The sequence below is a fragment of the Heyndrickxia ginsengihumi genome, from assembly GCF_011008565.1.
GTDB classification, from domain to species: Bacteria; Bacillota; Bacilli; order Bacillales; family Bacillaceae_C; genus Weizmannia; species Weizmannia ginsengihumi.
Genome location: NZ_JAAIWK010000001.1, coordinates 210,736 through 230,428, shown reverse-complemented (window position 1 = coordinate 230,428; position 19,693 = coordinate 210,736). Strand labels below are relative to the sequence as shown.

At 36.4% G+C, this 19,693-nt stretch carries 12 protein-coding genes; 8 read left to right on the top strand and 4 right to left on the bottom strand.

Annotated elements, in window-relative coordinates:
- Positions 1-2 precede the first annotated feature (2 nt).
- The 5 genes from G4D61_RS01025 to G4D61_RS01005 all read left to right on the top strand — a co-directional run bounded on the left by G4D61_RS01025 (position 3) and on the right by G4D61_RS01005 (position 7,596).
- Entirely contained in the window at positions 3-1,367 is a 1,365-nt protein-coding gene (locus G4D61_RS01025; protein ID WP_163173008.1) for a glycoside-pentoside-hexuronide (GPH):cation symporter, read from the top strand.
- A 676-nt stretch (positions 1,368-2,043) separates the two neighbouring features.
- Entirely contained in the window at positions 2,044-3,654 is a 1,611-nt protein-coding gene (locus G4D61_RS01020) for a xylulokinase (protein WP_025727367.1), read from the top strand.
- 23 nt (positions 3,655-3,677) lie between these two features.
- Positions 3,678-4,373, top strand: coding sequence for an L-ribulose-5-phosphate 4-epimerase (locus tag G4D61_RS01015; protein ID WP_025727368.1), 696 nt, complete (start codon positions 3,678-3,680; stop codon positions 4,371-4,373).
- A gap of 33 nt (positions 4,374-4,406) precedes the next feature.
- A complete protein-coding gene (gene araA / locus G4D61_RS01010) occupies positions 4,407-5,831 on the top strand; it encodes an L-arabinose isomerase (RefSeq protein ID WP_035355344.1) in 1,425 nt (474 codons plus the stop codon).
- A gap of 370 nt (positions 5,832-6,201) precedes the next feature.
- Positions 6,202-7,596, top strand: a complete 1,395-nt coding sequence (locus tag G4D61_RS01005) for a sugar porter family MFS transporter (protein WP_035355340.1) — start codon at positions 6,202-6,204, stop codon at positions 7,594-7,596.
- A gap of 903 nt (positions 7,597-8,499) precedes the next feature.
- Here the strand turns inward: G4D61_RS01005 and ahpF are convergent.
- Together ahpF and ahpC are read right to left on the bottom strand one after the other, a co-directional pair.
- Complete coding sequence (gene ahpF / locus G4D61_RS01000; RefSeq protein ID WP_035355339.1) at positions 8,500-10,029, bottom strand: alkyl hydroperoxide reductase subunit F; 1,530 nt, start codon at positions 10,027-10,029, stop codon at positions 8,500-8,502.
- Positions 10,030-10,041: 12 nt separating this feature from the next.
- Positions 10,042-10,605, bottom strand: coding sequence for an alkyl hydroperoxide reductase subunit C (ahpC, locus tag G4D61_RS00995; protein ID WP_025727372.1), 564 nt, complete (start codon positions 10,603-10,605; stop codon positions 10,042-10,044).
- Between the two features lie 544 nt (positions 10,606-11,149).
- Between ahpC and G4D61_RS00990 the strand changes: the two genes are divergently transcribed.
- The 3 genes from G4D61_RS00990 to allB all read left to right on the top strand — a co-directional run bounded on the left by G4D61_RS00990 (position 11,150) and on the right by allB (position 17,771).
- On the top strand, positions 11,150-12,706 hold the full coding sequence (locus tag G4D61_RS00990; RefSeq protein WP_035355642.1) for a histidine kinase N-terminal 7TM domain-containing diguanylate cyclase: 1,557 nt from the start codon (positions 11,150-11,152) through the stop codon (positions 12,704-12,706).
- A 2,219-nt stretch (positions 12,707-14,925) separates the two neighbouring features.
- Entirely contained in the window at positions 14,926-16,380 is a 1,455-nt protein-coding gene (locus tag G4D61_RS00985; protein WP_052137935.1) for an NCS1 family transporter, read from the top strand.
- Positions 16,377-17,771, top strand: a complete 1,395-nt coding sequence (gene allB / locus G4D61_RS00980) for an allantoinase AllB (RefSeq protein ID WP_025727376.1) — start codon at positions 16,377-16,379, stop codon at positions 17,769-17,771. The genes G4D61_RS00985 and allB overlap by 4 nt, the downstream gene beginning before the upstream one ends.
- A 171-nt stretch (positions 17,772-17,942) precedes the next feature.
- On the opposite strand, the gene G4D61_RS00975 is transcribed toward allB, so the two are convergent.
- A complete protein-coding gene (locus G4D61_RS00975) occupies positions 17,943-18,755 on the bottom strand; it encodes an ABC transporter permease subunit (RefSeq protein ID WP_025727377.1) in 813 nt (270 codons plus the stop codon).
- The gene (locus tag G4D61_RS00970; protein ID WP_025727378.1) at positions 18,752-19,639 is read right to left on the bottom strand and encodes an ABC transporter ATP-binding protein; all 888 of its coding nucleotides are present in this window, start codon (positions 19,637-19,639) and stop codon (positions 18,752-18,754) included. The genes G4D61_RS00975 and G4D61_RS00970 overlap by 4 nt, the downstream gene beginning before the upstream one ends.
- Positions 19,640-19,693 lie beyond the last annotated feature (54 nt).

The window sequence follows — 19,693 nt, the reverse complement described above, 5'->3', positions numbered from 1 at the left end:
AAATGATTGAGGGAAATACAGCGAAAAAAGTGGATGTTAATGAACAGAAAACCTCCAAATTGCCTATAAAAAGAGTATTAGCTTATGCAAGTACGGATACGGGTGGTAATTTGCTGTACTGTACACTTACTAGTTTTATTATGTATTTCTATACGGATGTTTTTGGAATTTCAATCGCTTCAGCAGGATTAATTTTGTTAGTTGCACGTATTTTTGACGCTTTGGATGCACCTGTTTGGGGATTAGTCATTGACCATACACGAACAAAATGGGGGAAAAGCCGTCCATATTGGTTATGGTTGTCCGTTCCTTTTGGGCTAATGGTATTTTTATCATTTCTTGCTCCAGATGTATCTCCAAGTGCAAAAGTAGTATATGCTTTAATTACTTACATTCTTGCCGGTATCGTTTATACAGGTATTGGCACGCCTATTACCGCCATTTTGCCAAATTTAACTAATAACTCTACAGAACGTGTTCGTTTAAATTCATGGAGAAGTAATGGCGGGATGATTGGTTATTTAATTACAGCTTCATTTACATTGCCTCTTGTTAGCTTTTTTGGCAACGGTAAAAATGTATTAGGGTTTAGAATAACCGTAGGCATTTATGCTGTAGTTGCCCTAGCATTACTGCTTTTTGCCTTTGCTGGAACGAAAGAAATCAATACAAAAAGTATAAAATCGATTCCTATTAAGCAAAGTTTAAAAGCAGTAAAGGGAAATTGGCCTTGGATTACACTAGTTCTTGCCTTTATCTTCTATTGGTTAGGTAATACGGCTAGAACTTCAACAGTCATTTATTATTCCGAATATAATCTTCATAATAAAAACTTAGCATCAGTCTTAAATGGTCTTGTCATTTTTCAAATGGTATCCATCACAGTTCTCCCATTCATTGTTAAAAGATTTTTGAAAACGCATACGCAAATCATAGGTTTTGTAATTGCAGCCATTGGCCAAGTTATAATTGCCTTCGCTGGAAACAGTGCTTCTATGGTTATCTTTGGCTGGATTGTAGCATCACTCGGAACAGGTATTGCTGTTACATTACCATTTGCGATGTTATCGGATACAGTTGATTATGGAGAATTAAAAACGGGTATTCGTGCAAGCGGATTCTTAACGGCTATCGGCAGCTCATTCTGTATTAAATTAGGATCCGGATTAGGCAGTTTTATCCCATCTGTCATTATGGAAAAGGCGGGATACGTAGCAAATGTAACACAATCTGCAGCATCATTAGCCGCGATTAAATTTTGCTTCACTTGGTTGCCTGCTATCTTCTTTATTGTAGGAGCAATTATTATGCTGAACTACATCAAATATGAAAAAAACGAAGCGAATGTGCGCAAACGGTTATTATAGGGGGCTAGTATTTTCTTCTTGAAGCAGGGGAACGGTTCTCTGCTCTCTTTCAAAAAAGAAGGTATAGGAATTCTATCATATATAAGAAAGCACTCGTTGTGACAAGAACAACGAGTGCCTTTTTGCTTTAATCCTTTCCCTATAAGTCCTCATATGCTTATTTCGATAGTTAAGATTATCCTCATTTTCAATTCGAAACGTTCCTGTAAATATTCGGATTGAAAGGAGTTCGAGTTCACTTTTCTAGCTGTATAGTTTTTTGATGTATTCATATGTTTTAAAAGGATTTCTACTATTATTAAAATCTATTAATATCACCTAGCACCTTTGTTTTCATGTCACTCACATCTATTAGTTGTTTGGAACCCAATTCATTAGAATTGAACACTTGTATGGACATGTACCATTGTGCTCTTTGTATATGAATTATCACTTTCTTTATTTAAGATAAATGATGAGTATATCCAATGTTTTCTGTTAAAATATGTCACTTGAACACTAGCTATAGAAATATTGCGGTGTAAATATTAGCATGATCTTTGTGACATTTGTATGGATATATAATATTGTATGTTGACAAATGTACGTACAAAAAATATACTTAAGTTGTACTTAAGCAAGAGAAAAAAGAAAGCGCATCCTTTTCATTGAAACCGTTATCTGAGAGGGGATTACCGTGAAAACGAATCGAGTAAATATTAAACAAGCAATTACTAAGGGAGAAACATCACTGGGAATCGAATTCGGATCCACACGTATCAAGGCAGTTTTGATTGATAATAATTTTAAAACAATTGCATCTGGGAGCTATGAGTGGGAAAACCGCCTGGAAGATGGTTTTTGGACGTACAGTCTAGTGGATATTATTACTGGTTTGCAAGCAGCTTATAGTGAAATGAAGCAAGAAGTTGAACGGAATTTTGGAATTACCATTCGAACAATTGGTTCTATTGGAATTTCTGCAATGATGCACGGATATATGGCTTTTGATCATACTGGTGAGCTTCTTGTTCCATTTCGGACTTGGCGTAATGCAACAACCGGTGTTGCAGCAAAAGAATTAACTGATAAATTTCAATTTAATATCCCTGAACGGTGGAGCATTGCCCACCTTTATCAAGCAATGTTAAACGATGAAAAACATTTACCGCGTATTGATTTTATCACGACACTAGCTGGATATATCCACTGGTTATTGACCGGTAATAAAGCAATTGGTATTGGGGATGCTTCGGGCATGTTCCCAATTGATGAATCAACGAAAGATTACAATGAATCGATGATTAACCAATTTGATGAAATCATTGCGTCTAAAGGCTATCGTTGGAAGCTAAAAGATATACTTCCTAAAGTTTATATATCAGGAGAACAAGCAGGTGAATTAACAAAAGTCGGGGCAAAAATTTTGGATAAATCGCAAAATTTACAACCAGGCATTCCGCTTTGTCCTCCAGAAGGTGATGCTGGAACAGGAATGGTTGCTACGAATAGTGTGAGGAAACGGACTGGAAACGTTTCAGTAGGAACTTCAGTTTTTGCCATGATTGTATTAGAGAAAGAACTATCAAAAGTATATCCAGAAATTGATTTAGTGACAACACCGAACGGCAGTCCTGTTGCAATGGTTCATGCGAATAACTGTTCAAGTGATATTAATGCTTGGCTAGGATTGTTCCGGGAATTTTCTGAGGCAATTGGTCAAAAGGTTGAAACGGATAAAATATTCGAAGTGATGTTGAATAAAGCATTGGAGGCTGACCCAGATTGTGGCGGATTACTTAGCTACGGTTATTTCTCCGGAGAAAATATTACCGGATTAGAACAAGGCAGACCGTTATTTGTTCGCTCTCCTGAGAGTAAATTCAATCTAGCAAACTTCATGCGGACGCATCTCTTTACTGCTTTTGGTGCTTTGAAAATAGGAATGGATATTTTAACAAAGGAGGAAAATATTTCAATCGACAGTATACTAGCTCACGGCGGTTTATTTAAAACTCCTGTTGTTGGACAAAAGATTGTTGCAGCAGCAATGAATGCACCAGTTTCAGTTATGTCAACAGCTGGAGAAGGCGGCGCTTGGGGAATTGCTATTCTTGCTTCTTATATGATGAATAATGAGAAAAAAGATAGTTTAGAAGATTTCCTTGATAGAAAAGTCTTTAAAGAAGTCGAAGGTCAGGAAATATATCCAGATGGATATGATATTAAAGGATTTGAAGCCTTTATTGAACGATACAAAAAGGGACTAGTAATCGAGCAGGCGGCTGTAGATCATTTAATATTATGAGTATAGAAACTGGGGGAATTGAAGTGTTAGAACAACTGAAAGAAGAAGTGTTTCAAGCGAATTTGGACTTACCTAAACATGGACTCGTGAAATATACATGGGGAAATGCAAGTGCTATCGATCGTGAAAGCGGTTTATTTGTAATTAAGCCTAGTGGTGTTGATTATGAAACTATGAAAGCTAGTGATATGGTAGTTGTTGATTTAGACGGTAATATTGTTGAAGGAGAGTTGAATCCATCATCAGATACACCAACCCATGCAGTGCTTTATAAGCGCTTTCCAAAAATTGGCGGTATTGTGCATACTCATTCAACGTGGGCAACAATTTGGGCTCAGGCGGGGCTTGATGTTCCAGCTATGGGGACTACACATGCAGATACATTTTATGGTTCCGTACCATGTGCCCGCTACTTGACACAAGAAGAGATTGACCGCGGCTACGAAGTAGAAACGGGTAATGTTATCGTCGAAACATTTGAAGAGCGTGGGTTAGATGCGTTAGCAGTGCCTGGTGTCTTACTTCATGGTCATGCACCATTTACTTGGGGAAAAGATGTAAAAGCAGCGGTCATGAATAGTGTGGTGCTAGAAGAAGTGTCGAAAATGAATTTATTTACCCGAGAATTAAATCACTTTGCAGAAGAATTACCACAACGTATTTTAGATAAGCACTATTTACGAAAACATGGGAAACATGCCTACTACGGGCAAAAATAATACAAACTATTAAACTAAGAAAAGAGGATTATCATGACAACAACAGGAAAAAAAGAATTTTGGTTTGTCGTAGGCTCACAACATCTTTATGGGGAAGAAGCGTTAGCAGAAGTTAAAGCACATGCACAAACGATGACTGATGCATTAAATGAAAGCGGTATTTTACCTTACCCGCTTGTATTGCAAGATTTAGCCGTGAGTGCAGATAAAATCACAAGTATTATGAAAGAAGTCAACTATCGTGATGAAGTTGCCGGTGTCATTACTTGGATGCATACTTTCTCACCTGCAAAAATGTGGATTCGCGGAACGAAACTATTACAAAAACCGTTGCTCCATTTAGCAACACAATTCAATGAGAGTATTCCGTGGGAAACGATTGATATGGACTTCATGAACTTGAATCAATCGGCTCATGGTGATCGTGAATACGGTTTTATCAATGCCCGTTTGAAGAAGCAAAATAAAGTTGTAGTAGGATACTGGCAACGTGCTGAGGTACAACAGCAAATTGCGGAATGGATGGATGTAGCGGTTGCTTATAACGAAAGCTTCAACATCAAAGTTGCTCGTTTTGGTGACAACATGAGAAATGTTGGAGTTACTGAAGGAGACAAGGTTGAGGCACAAATTCAATTTGGGTGGACAGTTGATTATTTTGGTATTGGAGATCTTGTTCAATACGTGAATGCTGTGAAGGATGAAGAAATCGATGCACTATTTTCGGAATATGCAGACCTTTATGAGTTTGATTATGGCAATTATAGTAAGGAAGATTGGGATGCTAGCGTAAAAGTACAAGCAAGCTATGAAATTGCTATTAAACGTTTTCTTGATGATGGTGGCTATAATGCCTTCACAACTAATTTCGAGGATTTATATGGTATGAAACAGCTTCCTGGACTTGCCGTTCAACGTTTAATGGCACAGGGATATGGATTTGCTGGTGAAGGGGATTGGAAGACTGCGGCACTCGATCGCTTGCTAAAAGTGATGAGCCATAACCAATCAACTGGTTTTATGGAAGACTACACATATGAATTAGCTGTTGGTCGGGAATCAGTCCTTCAATCACATATGCTTGAAGTAGATCCAACTTTAGCAAGTAACAAGCCAAAAATTGTCGTATCTCCATTAGGTATTGGCGATCGTGAAGATCCAGCGCGTTTAGTTTTCGACGGAAAAGCAGGAGATGGCGTAGTTGTTTCAATGGCTGATTTTGGCACCCATTACAAACTTTTGATTAATGAAGTTTCTGCATTTGAGCCAACTGTTCCAGCTCCGAATCTTCCAGTGGCACGTGTACTTTGGAACATTAAGCCAAATTTCCAAGATGGGGTTAAAACATGGATTGAAAATGGCGGCGGCCACCATACAGTTGTTTCATTGAATTTAACAACAGATCAAATTGTCAGCTATGCAAAACTTGTTGACTTGGAATACGTCATTATTAAGTAATGCTAATGCCCTCTAAAGAAGTTTATCTTCTTTGGAGGGAAATTAGATAACTGTATCTATGAAAACAGCATTTAGAAATAGTAGGGATATCGTGAAAATTACGATGTCTGTACTCTTTAAAGTAGAGCCGTATTTTATAGGTAAAAATGAAAGCGCAAACTATATGGCTCATAGTGAAAATAGACAGTGTAAAGTATCGCTGGGTACCTTGTTAGGCTATGATACTGGGATTGCAGCCGGTGTGAAAGGCGATATCTAGCAGAATTTCACCTCGGTTTGAAACCGTTTTTATTGTTGAAAAAGCCATCAATATTTTTAGTAGTGGGATTTTAAACAAAATAATTTTTTAAGCCTTAGGGAGTGAACTTTAATGGTTAATGAAAAGAAAATCTCAAGTGGTTTCATTTATTTTTTTGGGGCTTTTGGCGGTATTCTTTTTGGATATGATATTGGTGTTATGACGGGGGCCTTGCCTTTTCTAGAAAATGATTGGGGCCTTCAAAATAGCGCAGGTGTTATTGGTTGGATTACTTCTTCGGTAATGTTTGGAGCTATTTTCGGGGGAGCCTTGGCCGGACAACTTTCGGACCGTTTAGGACGGCGTAAAATGATTTTAATATCCGCCTTAATTTTTGTTGTTGGATCAGTTTTATCAGGAATAGCCCCTCACAATGGGCAATATTATTTGATTGTTGTTCGGATTTTATTAGGACTGGCCGTTGGTGCAGCTTCTGCGTTGGTTCCAGCCTATATGTCGGAAATGGCACCTGCACGTTTGCGCGGACGTTTGTCAGGGATTAATCAAACAATGATTGTTTCTGGAATGTTGCTTTCGTACATTGTCGACTTTTTATTGAAAGATTTATCAGAAACATTGGCATGGCGGTTGATGCTTAGTTTAGCAGCTGTACCCGCTTTAATCTTATTTTTTGGAGTGTTACGGTTACCTGAATCACCACGTTTTTTAATTAAGAATAATAAACTTGATCAAGCACGTAAGGTATTAAGCTTTATTCGTTCTAAAAAAGAAGAAATTGATGCTGAAATAAGACAAATTCAGGAAACTGCCAGAGAGGAAAGAAAAGCAAATCAAAAAGTATCATGGGGTACATTATTCAGTAATAAATATCGTTATTTAGTAATTGCCGGAGTAGGTGTGGCAGCTTTTCAACAATTCCAAGGTGCTAACGCAATTTTCTATTATATTCCTTTGATTGTGCAAAAAGCAACAGGACATGCAGCTAGCTCGGCGTTAATGTGGCCAATTATTCAAGGGGTTATTCTCGTAGTAGGTTCATTGGTATTTCTAATGATTGCTGATAAATTTAATCGCCGTACATTACTTACAGTTGGCGGAACAATTATGGGGCTATCTTTTATTTTGCCGGCAATATTGAATTTATTAATTCCCCATGCGAGTCCAATGATGATCGTTGCCTTCTTAAGTATCTATGTAGCACTTTATTCATTCACTTGGGCTCCGTTAACTTGGGTTATAGTCGGGGAAATTTTCCCACTAGCAATTCGTGGAGGGGCTTCAGGATTGGCTTCATCATTTAACTGGATTGGTTCATTCTTGGTTGGATTGCTATTCCCAATTATGACTGCTTCGATGTCTCAAGAAGCTGTTTTTGCAATCTTCGGTGTTATTTGTTTACTAGGTGTTTTATTTATCCGGACACGCGTTCCTGAAACACGCGGCCGTACTTTAGAGGAAATTGAAAAAATCGGGGAAAATAGAGAGAAAGAAGGAAAAAGTGCGTGAATAGACGATAAACTCCAGAGGTAAGGTATATGGACTCGTGGAACCTATTGTAAAGGCTTTCCTTATAATTGAAAGCATTGATAATGCAGCACATTATTTAAGTATTTTAGTTGTTGCAATAGAAATGGTTGCTCTTTCAAAAAAATGAATTTAGGCGTTTGGGAAATCGTAAAATAGTTATTTATATACAAATCATGGGCATATTGATTTGCGTTTGCAATTTCCTTGGTAAGGCCGAAGTAGCTGCTTCGGCCATTTTTCAATTCCTGGAACATTTACAGTGAGGGTAGTTTATCGACAGTAGCTATATCGGTTGTTGCGTATGAAAGGATTGCGGTTTCTGAATTTTTTAGCCCTTTTATGATAGTTTGCTAATGAAACGTACATCATTATACAATGTAAAGTTCATGGTCAGTTCATTGTCGGTTTATAAAATTGGTGTATTGTCTAAATGAGGTATCCTTAAAAAGGAACATTTATTTTTTCTATATTGGAGGATTTCTTATGAATAAAAAAGGCATAAATTATGATGTTTGGAAGTAGAAACCTGTAAGAAACATTGAAGTACCACGGTAAAGTGTGCGAAAGCTGCCGAGACATTTCGTTTTTATCCTAGGATGTGAATTAACAATATTTATGAATGGTATGTTAAAAGGGGGAATTTTTTTGAAAGGATAGAGAATTCTCCCTCACTATTAAAGCTTAAAGTGTTTGGGATGCGATGCCCGGCTGATTGGAATATATCTTTCTATTAAATTACAAAAAAATCGCTGCACTAAGCGGGGATAGTACAGCGATGTTCATATATTAAAGATATTGGAATGTTTATGGTTAAAGAATACGGTATAATGGTTTTGCTTGCACCAATCATTAGATTATCAGCACACACAGAAAAATGTTTCTTTAATTACGGATTAAATAATCGAATGCACCTAGGGCAGCATTTGCACCTGATCCCATTGAGATAATAATTTGCTTATAAGGACTATTTGTACAGTCTCCGGCAGCAAATATACCAGGGATAGATGTTGCACCGTGGTTATCGACAACAATCTCACCAGTTCTAGTAAGTTCAAGTGTGCCACGTAACCAATCGGTATTTGGTACAAGACCGATTTGAACAAACACGCCTTGTAATTCGATATGATGTTCTTCTCCTGTTTCGCGGTCAATATAAGAAATACCGTTTACTTTGTCGGTACCAGTAATTTCTTTTGTTTGGGCATTTTTGATGACCGTTACGTTAGGAAGACTTTGAAGGCGATCTTGTAATACAGTATCAGCTTTTAATTCTGGAGAAAATTCAATAACTGTTACATGTTTCACAATACCTGCAAGATCAATTGCTGCCTCAACACCGGAGTTACCACCGCCGATTACGGCTACATCTTTTCCTTCAAATAATGGACCATCACAGTGAGGGCAGTATGCGACACCTTTGTTCTTAAACTCTGCTTCACCAGGAACACCTATATTACGCCAACGTGCACCTGTTGAAAGGATAACTGTTTTACTTTTAAGAACAGCACCGTTTTCTAATTCAACTTCAATTAAGTCTTTCTTTTCTAAACGTTTAGCACGTTGAGAATTTATGATATCAACGTTATACTCTTTCACATGTTCTTCAAGGTTTGCTGCAAGCTTAGGTCCCTCAGTATATTTTACGCTAATAAAGTTTTCAATACCGAGTGTATCCATGATTTGACCACCGAAACGTTCAGCAACAATTCCTGTACGAATACCTTTACGTGCTGCATAAATCGCTGCGCTTGCACCTGATGGGCCACCGCCAACGACAAGCACATCAAATGGGTCTTTATTAGAAAACTCGGAAGCATCTGCTGTATTGCCCATTTTTGTAAGAATCTCTTCTAATGACATACGACCACTGCCAAAAGATTCTCCATTTAGGAAAACAGTTGGTACTGCCATAATGTTTTTGCTTTCTACTTCTTCTTTGAAAGCAGCCCCGTCAATCATTGTGTGGGTAATGCCAGGGTTTAGCACACTCATGATGTTCAATGCTTGTACTACATCAGGGCAGTTATGGCAAGTCAGGCTCACGTATGTTTCGAAGTGGTATTCACCTTTTATGCTTTTTACTCGATCAATGAGGCTTTGATCGATCTTTGGAGGTCTTCCGCTTACTTGTAGAAGAGCTAACACGAATGATGTAAATTCATGACCAAGAGGAATACCGGCAAAAGCTACTCCACTATCTTCTCCAATACGATTAACACTGAAACTTGGAGTTTTCTCCAAAGTTGTTTTTTCTACTTTTATTTTAGATGACATTGTTGCTAGCTCATCAACTAGAGCTAGCATATCATTAGATAACTTATCGTCTCCTGCACTGACTTTAAGCAGCACATCATTTTCCAATAGCTGTAAATATTGGGCTAATTGTGCTTTGATTTCTGCATCAAGTATCATTTATAGCACTCCTTAGATTTTACCTACAAGGTCAAGGCTTGGTTTAAGTGTTTCAGCGCCCTCTTTCCATTTAGCTGGGCAAACTTCACCAGGATTGTTGCGAACATATTGTGCTGCTTTGATTTTATTAATAAGAATGCTTGCATCACGGCCAATGCCATCTGCATTAATTTCAATCGCTTGGATGATGCCATCTGGATCAATAATAAAAGTACCGCGATCAGCTTGTCCTTCTTCTTCGATAAATACATCAAAGTTACGAGAAAGAACGTGTGCAGGGTCACCAATCATTGTATAAGTAATTTTGCCAATAGCATCTGATGTATCATGCCATGCTTTATGTGTAAAGTGAGAATCTCTTGAAACAGAGAATACTTCAACGCCTAGTTCTTTAAGAGCTGGGTAGTTGTCTTGAAGATCTTCTAATTCAGTTGGACAAACGAATGTAAAGTCTGCTGGGTAGAAACAAACAACGCTCCAATGACCTTTAAAATCTGCTTCTGTTACTTCGATGAACTCACCGTTTTTGTATGCTTGTGCTTTGAATGGTAATACTTCTTTTCCAATTAGAGACATAATTGAAATTCCTCCTTGAAATGATATTTTAAAATTATAGATAACAGTTCAATATGTCTGTTATCTATAATTATTATTAATTTATATTCATTATATATCTATTGGTGTTTTTGTCAATTAAAATGAAATAATTATTTTAAATAAATAATATATATCCAAAATCTATATAATGAGAAGAGATCAATTTTTACTTTAATAAGTATCGTCCAAATAATATTGATATATGCAGGAATAAGCAATATTAGAGGTTGAACCGGCGAGATGATTATAAAGTGAAATAGTTTAGTAGTCATATAGTGGGTAATTGAGAATTAAGAGGATAAATGAAAATAAACATTATTTAACCTCGAACATTAAAGAAACAAATGCCCACACTTACTATTATTTACGCAGTCCTATATTTTAATGTAGAAGGTAGAGATTAGTTTGCCGATGTAATCGCTATATTTTATTGAAAAATATGTTGATAATAAACATCCACATTTATTTTTATATATGCTACATTAGAGTAAAAAGTCCCATTCAAAAGGGAGGGATCAATATCGTGAGTTCGCAAATAACCGCTTATGTTGCGCTTGTTTGTACATCAGGGGTACTTAATTTGTATTTATGTTTATATGCGTTTGTAAAACGTTACTACTATACGAATATCTCCAATCTGTTTATCTTTTATACTGTATCCATAACGATTTATTGTTTCGGTTCTGCTTTTGGTTTAATGGCCACGACACTTGAGCAAATAAAGTTTTGGACAATTATTGAGTATATTGGTATGCCATTTGCTCCGCCATTAGGATTATTATTTGTTATGCGGTATTTGGGGATGAAAATCAAGAAAAAATGGTGTATTGCTCTTCTTGTGCTCCCTTTTGTTACTTTCGTGATGGTTGCTACGAATGATTTTCATCACTTGTTTTATAGAAAGCTGGAAGTTGATCCGATTTTAGGGGTCCCTTACATTCATCAGGAGATCGGTATATGGTATATGATTCATGGTGTTTTTATATTCTCCTGCATGTTCGTAGCTTTTTTATTAGTACTTTCTAATTGGAAAGAGACTGCTAAGGTTTATCGCCCGCAACTAATCTCGTTAATGTGTGGTCAACTAGTGCCCATGTTAACAGCTTTTCTCTATTTAATTGGAATGACGCCTCCGGGTATTGATCCTGTACCGATGGTTTTATGGCTTTCCTCGCTCTTATATTTATGGTCGATTCGTTCATCCCGTATGTTTACGATTATGCCTATTGCTAAAGACGCGATATTTAATAGCATAAATGATGGTGTTATTGTACTGGATGAATCCTATCGAGTAATTGAATATAATCATTCATGTAAAAAAATGTTTCCGCAATTAACTAAATCCATGTTTGGGATGGACTTTGATGATGTTTGGTGTGTATTGTCAGGAGATTCATTTCCTTTTGAATTGGATACTACTGAGTTCTCTCGGGAAATAGAATTGACTGCTAATCAGTCAAAGCACATTTATCAGATTCGTACTTCAGTATTGCAGCATGTTAATAACTGTAAAGGTCTATTAATTATTTTTACGGAAATCACAGAACTTAAAAGGCTGCAGATAGAATTAGAGCGTCAAGCTTATTATGATGAGTTGACGCAAATTTTTAATCGGCGAGCATTTTTTCAGAAATGCGAGCAACAGTTTGCTGCCGCTAAAGAATTTTCATTACCATTTACAGTCATATTGATCGACATTGATTATTTTAAAAAAGTGAATGATACTTACGGACATGATGTTGGGGATCAATTGCTTATGCATGTAGTAAATGTTTGTCAAAGGCAATTGGAAGAAGGTATGTTATTCGCCCGATATGGTGGTGAGGAGTTTGTATTAGCTTTGAAAGGAAGTACGGTGTTAGAGGGAGAAGCATTAGCAAATCAGCTGCGTCAGCAAGTAGAGACACAGGCGCTAGTTACTGATGAGGGCGTTATTTCTGTTACTTTAAGCAGTGGAGTCGTTGAGGCAACAAAAGGTGAGGAAGAAACATTATACCAGCTTTTGAATAAAGCAGATAAAGCATTGTACTCTGCAAAACGGGAAGGGCGTAATCAAGTTCATGTCTATGTAGGGGCGTAGAAATATTTAAGCGGGAAAATAGCATGGAGGTACTTTTGCTACTACTCTATCATTTAGCCAGATTAGTTTTTTCGCTGAGGAAAGCCAAGCAGTAGACAGCAATCCGTTAGTAGAGCATGTTGATTTAGGCTTAAATTAACATGAGGTAAAAGAGCAAACCTCATTTGAAAAAGATGTTGCTCAAGAATTAAAAGATACTGCACGCAAAGAACTAGATGAGGTTTTAGAAGATTTAATGGATGATAAGTCAAATGTAATTAGAAGAGAAATGGAAGAAAAGGATTTAGACGAAACTGCTAGTGTTACTCTAGCTATGCCAGAGTCAGCTTTTTTTATATTAAACTAATTAAGCCAATAATGACCATGGCTAAAGGGATAATAGATAATCTAATAAGCCGCTTTTTTTCATGTAATAACCCAATCCGAAAAGAATAACGCCAATTAGTAATATTTGTAGCGTTGATCCTATCTTATAATCCTCCTAAAAGTAATTGATGATGTCTATATATTACTATGTACTGTTAAATATTGGAATAACAATAGCGGGGATTTTTAAAAAGGTCTAAACACTTTGACTGTGATTTAAAAGTATTCGTGTACCTTTCTAATAACCGGGTGTTAGTGTAGTGATCCTTCATTTCAATGGTCCTACAGGGGATAATAATAACCATATACGGATTATCCGAATCTGGTTAATCCCCGCAAGCTAAAGTAACAAAGTATTCCCCTAGAAATTTTACTTTCATAGCATATACGATCATTTTATTCTTAGAATTAAAGCTGTAGTGCTCATTCCTAAAGAAATAGGTGAAATAGGTGAAATTACTAATGCAGCAATTAGCATAAACTCCTTTTATGTCTCATTATTTATTAAGGAAATTAGTCCAAATAAACCTTTATGTCTTTTTGAAATTTTCCCCGCAGACTATATGTCGGACAGACAATTTCGGCAAGTGTTTTTCTAAAATCTTCTTTAAAGGGTTTCATTTTATTAATCCCAATTTCTTTGAAATAGCTATCTAATTTTGATATTTCGCTTTCAGCAAATCTATATTTTAAAAGTGCTAAATCTCTTGTTTAAAGTTCAGGAGCTAAGTATTCATGTAAAGATACTATTGCATTTTTCATAAGCATTAAGGTAATTGCTAATTCATCATTATTCAAATGTATTCCTCCCCATTTTTAAAAAAGCATTCTGCCGCTTTTACAACCCAGTAAGCAATACTTCTAGAAGTACTACTTTTCCAATTAAAGCAGAAGATAAATGGTCTTCTGCAGTCCCCCAAGCTAGAGAATCGTATTTAAGCAGTTTGTTTAAAGTTGGAGCTAGTCCCTCGCTCAGTCCGACTTACCGTTGACGCTTCCCCATTATTTGCCCTCTCTCAACGAAAAGAAAAAAGGCCCCCCATAAATATGAGAATCCTCTTCTGCCGCGCCTTAAATAGAGATCTTATTTAATAATTCCTCACATGTCTCCACCAGAATCTCTTGTTTTTTTAAGCTTAATAATAAATATTTTAAGGGTATATCAATTTAAAACTTGAAGATTTTCTTTGTCTAAGTCAGTGCTATCTTTTAAAATATTTCAATAAATTTAAAAGTAATTTTACTTGTTTTAGATAGTTGTAGAAAAAAATAAGGCACAAACTAGCAAAATAACTTTTTTCATGGAAACACGCTCTTTTTTTGACTTTATACTTAACCCAACGTTTTTTAGGGAATTTTTTAGCACTTTTCCCACCAATATCTTTTATCCCCACTCTCAGGAGTCTTGCTCCTTATCCTCTTCATCAATTTTTAAACCAGTCCCAAAAAATAATTTCTATTAAATCCGATTAAAACTACGTTATGTTTCCTCACATGTATAAAACTTGAAAACCTTGAGGGGCCTACGATTTATGTAATGTGAATAATTTCATATATAAATTTTGTGCAATTTAAATAATGAAATTCTATTATATCGGTGATTAAATATGACGTATAATGTTAATTAAAATAACATCAAATTAGAGTAAGGACGATTAAAATATCTAATTATTTAAAATGTTTCAATATTTAATCGTCAAAGGAGGGTAATTGGTTAACAATTAACTGCTTGTTATCAAGATACCGATGTAAGAAACATGTTAGTTGTCTCTTGTTGTAAGTGAACTCTTACCTATGCACCTAGTAGATTCATCAAGATAACTATTCAACAGTAAAAAAGGAGCTGGATACATATGTCTACTAATGTAGAAAAATTCGTTGAAACAACGGAAAAGCCCCAACGTGATGCTGACATTGATGAATCACTTTATCCAAAAATGGCTAAGGATAGAGCGGTAGGCCCGCTAAATTATATTTTTATGTGGATAGGTGATGGCGTAAATTTAGGTAATATGACGCTTGGAGCCAGTCTGGTGGTCGCAGGGATGGCAACGTTAAATATTTTTCAAACATTTGCAGCCGCAATTATTGCTATTGGAATTATTTCAACTGTTTTTGCATTAAATGACAGGCTTGGATATAAAACAGGTGTCCCTTACGTTATACAGCTCAGAATGTCATTTGGAGTAAAGGGTTCTATCATATCATCACTTTGCCGTGGTATTCCCGCTATCGTTTGGTATGGTTTTCAAAGTTGGGTGGGCGCGACTGCTTTAAATGAAATTGCGAAGATTGTTAGCGGTGGTTCTTTTGATCATATTGCAATCTGTTTTATCGTCCTTCAGCTGGTGCAAATAGGTCTTTCAATGTATGGATTCCATGCAATTAAATGGGTTGAGTCACTTACATCTATCATTATTATGTTAGCATTGCTCTACGTATTTGTTGTTCTGCTCTCATCCCATAGTCATGTGATTGCTGAAAAATGGGTTCATGCAAAGGGTTCATGGGGGTTACCATTCTTCTCATTTATTATGATGTTTATGGGGAATTATGCAGCCATATTTTTAAGTGCTGCAGATTATTCAAGAGAGTTAAAAACGGGAATCAGTGATGCAAAAAGAGGATTGCTCTATTTTTTACCAATTTTTATAGCATACGGAATGACACTTACAATTGGTGCGATGCTCGCATCAGCGACTGGTATTTCTAATCCGGTAAAGGCATTTGCAGAAGTGGTAAATAATCCTTATATTACAGTTTTTGTTTCTGCTTTCATCGTTATCGGCGTGGTAGCGGTAAACTTGGTTGCCAATATTGTTCCGCCAACTTATGTTATTACGTTGTTAACGAAATTAAAATTCAAACCTGCAGTTGTCTTGACTGGTCTGCTGTCGTTAGGAGCATTTCCGTGGGTGCTTGTACAGGATTCTTCAGCAAAAGGGCTCGATATGTTTATTCTTATTTATTCCGCATTTTTAGGACCAATTGTTTCTATCTTATTGATAGAATACTACATTTTAAGAAAGCAAAAAGTAAATGTTTCAGAATTATATGATATAGATGGTCTTTTTGCTGGATATAATCCAGCTGCAGTGATAGCTATGTTTATTGGAGCCGGAGCTGCCTTTATAAAGGTTGAATTGGCATGGATTATTGGTGCTGTAGTGGCTGGAATAGCATATATCTGTTTAACAAAATTTGCATTTAAGAATTCAACATTTAAAATGGGGACAATTTTTGAACAGGAAACAATTAAACAAACGAGGCTAACGAAAAATGAGATAAATTGGAGTGGGCGGCCATGAAATATGATTTAATTATTAAAAATGGTAATGTCGTATTCGGGGACGGAGTTAGAAAAGTCGATATAGGAATTGCAGATGGCAAGATTGTTGCAATTGCTGAAAGTTTACTTGAAATGGCAGTTCAAGTTTTAGATGCGGAAGGACAATACGTGATGCCAGGCATGATCGATACACATGTACATATATGTGAACCTGGGCGCACAGAGTGGGAAGGATTTGAGAGTGGAACAAAGGCGCTGGCAGCGGGTGGTACAACAACCTATGTAGATATGCCCTTAAATGCCTTACCAGCAACTACGAATAGAAAGGCATTGGAATTAAAGCTTGCAGCCGCTAAGGGGAAAAATTATGTCGACTATGCTCTGTATGGCGGTTTAGTTCCAGGAAATCTAGAAAACTTGCAGGAGCTTTCTGATGCAGGAGTGGTGGCTTATAAGTGTTTTATGGCTACCTGTGGGAGTGATTTACCGCATGATTTTAGAAATGTAGATGATTACACGCTTTACGCAGGAATGAAAAAATTAGCTGAACTTGGTCATATCTTATCTATTCATGCAGAAAATGCCGAGATTACAGATCGTTTAGCGCAGGAAATGATCAAGCAAGGAAAGATTACACCTACAGATTATGTTGCGTCCCGTCCTGTTTTTACGGAGATAGATGCTATCAAACGAGCATTGCTACTGGCGAAAGAAACTGGCTGTAAGCTGCATTTTGTCCATATTAGCAGTGCGGCAGGAGTAGAAGAAATTATTAAAGCACGGAATGAAGGGCAAGATGTGACCCTTGAGTCATGCCCGCACTACTTTACAATTAATACGCAACAATTTGAAGAAATCGGGCCTCTTGCTAAATGTTCTCCTCCTTTACGGGATGAAGTGGAGCAAGAAAAATTATGGGAAGTATTAAAACAAGGAAAAATTGATATGCTGACATCTGATCATTCTCCTTGCCCGCCGGAAATGAAGTATAGTGAGACAAATAATATTTTTGAAATATGGGGAGGTATTACGGGCTGCCAGAACAATGTTGATTTGATGTTCGACGAAGCTGTGAAAAAACGTAAATTGCCGCTCACCCAATTTGTCAGGATGATTGCTACAAAGCCTGCAGAAAGGTTTAACTTAAAAGAAAAAGGTGAGATTGCCCTTTTTAAAGATGCTGACATAATCTTAGTTGATCCTAACCAATCGTATATCGTAAAGGCGGAGAACTTATTTTATCGTCATAAACATTCTCCATATCTTGATAGGGAGATCAATTGTCGGGTCACGAAAACATTTGTAAGAGGCCAGTTGGTGTTTGACTTAAATGAAGGGATTATAGGCGAACCTATCGGGCAATTCATACAATCACAAAACGTTTTAGATCATCAAATAGTGCAATCATAAAGTAAAATCCTTTCTCCAAATGAGAAAGGACTCCACTGTTTTTCGGAGACATATTTTCAAAATAAAAAATACTTTCTTTATAGGGACTGCATAGTTAACAGAGGCAGTCCCTATCATTTTCAGAAGTAATCTTGTATGTTTCAATCTAAACTGAGGGTTGTAGGAAGTACATTATAATGGTAAATCCCGTTTTCTGAAAATCAATATCCCAATTCCTATTGTAACAATGCCGATTAAAGATAGAATAATCGATGTCTGTATTAAATCTGCTTTGCCAGTTACAATGTCACTAGGTCTAAACAAAGAGTAAATTGTGATATTTCGTAGCCAATCAATTTTATCACTGATCTTTCCTAACATATCTAAACTGAAAAACCCAAACGCTATGATGCCAGAGATCCCCAGTGCTTTCTTTTCATCGTTTGCCAATGAAGAGATCAAAAATGAAATCCCGCCAACTGCAAAGAAAAGGAGAAAGGCTCCGATATTAATCTGAATAAATTTCAAAGCGTGGAAAGCATGTTCATCTTTAATAAATAAACCGTAGCCAATAAAGCCGGATAGAGTTGTAATAATCATAATAAGCAGAATCCCTGTAAAAAAAACAGTTGCTTGTGTAAAAGCGATTTTTCCTCTTGTTGTTGGAGTTGACAATAAATATGCCATTGAACCTTGATCAACTAATTTTGCAATTAGCTGTGTAGGCAGCATGACGCAGAAAATTGTCAGAATAATTGTTAAGATGACGCCATAATATTCACCGGATATATATGACTCAAAGCTGCCAAATCCACTTTCAAAACCAAATGCCCTGAGCATTCCTGCCGGCATCACTTTAAAAATATCATTCATTGTTTTTGCGCTTTTTTCGATACTTGGATATACCCATACCATCAAGATCATATAAAAGGCTGACCCAATTGCATAGTTTAACATCCCTTTAAGGTTTACCTTCATCATCTGTTTATAGAGTGAGAAATTCATTTCAAAGCCCCCGTTCTATCGTAATAATTCATGAAAATTTCTTCAAGGCTCTGGGAAAAGACATCGATATTTCGAACATGATATTTAGCAGTTTCTTGTAAAAATTGATCAAAATTCCCTTGGATTGCTACTCTTACCCGGTTCTTTTCATGAAATTCAATGGGCAGGTTAGAGTTAGCAAAAGCTTCAGCATCTGAACTGTTTTCAAAAGTTATTTCGAAAAGCTTACGCTGCATCGATTGCAATTCATGAATGTCCTTTACAGTAATAACGACGCCGTCTTTTATAATTGCAGCCCGATCGCATGTTCTTTCAATTTCAGGGAAACTATGGGATGACATTAAAAACGTTTTTCCTTTTGCTTTCTCTTCAAGCACGATTTCAATAAACACTTTTTGCATTAACGGATCCAATCCAGATGTTGGTTCATCTAAAATGATCACTTCAGGATCATGCATAAAGGCAGCGACAATCCCTACTTTTTGTTTCATCCCTTTGGACATTTTTCTAATCGGTGTATTAATATCAAATTGAAGACGCTCAATTAATTGATTGCGTTTTGAAAAATCCTTCAATTTTTGCATATCAGCCATAAAATCAAGGAATCCTTTACCTGTCATCCCTTCAATAAAGGCAATTTCACCAGGTAAATAGCCAATATATTTTTGTACTTCCCCTTGATCTTTCCATGTGTCCAAATCATTTATCTTAATAAACCCTGTATCTGGCTTCATAAATCCCATAATATGCCGGATAGTTGTTGATTTCCCCGCACCATTTGGTCCTAAAAATCCAAAAACCTCTCCTTTTTTAATTGAAAAAGTTACATTGAAGATCCCTTTACCATTCTTGAATGTTTTCGTTAAATTGTGAACTTGTAGCATTGTTCACACCTCCAAAATAATTATGAAATATATTTAATAATAAATTTCATATAT

What these genes read in the sequence shown, in the direction of transcription:
- G4D61_RS01025 (WP_163173008.1), top strand. Translation starts at nt 3, where the DNA reads ATGATTGAGGGAAATACAGCGAAAAAAGTGGATGTTAATGAACAGAAA.
- araA (WP_035355344.1), top strand. Translation starts at nt 4,407, where the DNA reads ATGACAACAACAGGAAAAAAAGAATTTTGGTTTGTCGTAGGCTCACAA.
- G4D61_RS01005 (WP_035355340.1), top strand. Translation starts at nt 6,202, where the DNA reads ATGGTTAATGAAAAGAAAATCTCAAGTGGTTTCATTTATTTTTTTGGG.
- ahpF (WP_035355339.1), bottom strand. Translation starts at nt 10,029, where the DNA reads ATGATACTTGATGCAGAAATCAAAGCACAATTAGCCCAATATTTACAG.
- ahpC (WP_025727372.1), bottom strand. Translation starts at nt 10,605, where the DNA reads ATGTCTCTAATTGGAAAAGAAGTATTACCATTCAAAGCACAAGCATAC.
- G4D61_RS00985 (WP_052137935.1), top strand. Translation starts at nt 14,926, where the DNA reads ATGTCTACTAATGTAGAAAAATTCGTTGAAACAACGGAAAAGCCCCAA.
- allB (WP_025727376.1), top strand. Translation starts at nt 16,377, where the DNA reads ATGAAATATGATTTAATTATTAAAAATGGTAATGTCGTATTCGGGGAC.
- G4D61_RS00975 (WP_025727377.1), bottom strand. Translation starts at nt 18,755, where the DNA reads ATGAATTTCTCACTCTATAAACAGATGATGAAGGTAAACCTTAAAGGG.
- G4D61_RS00970 (WP_025727378.1), bottom strand. Translation starts at nt 19,639, where the DNA reads ATGCTACAAGTTCACAATTTAACGAAAACATTCAAGAATGGTAAAGGG.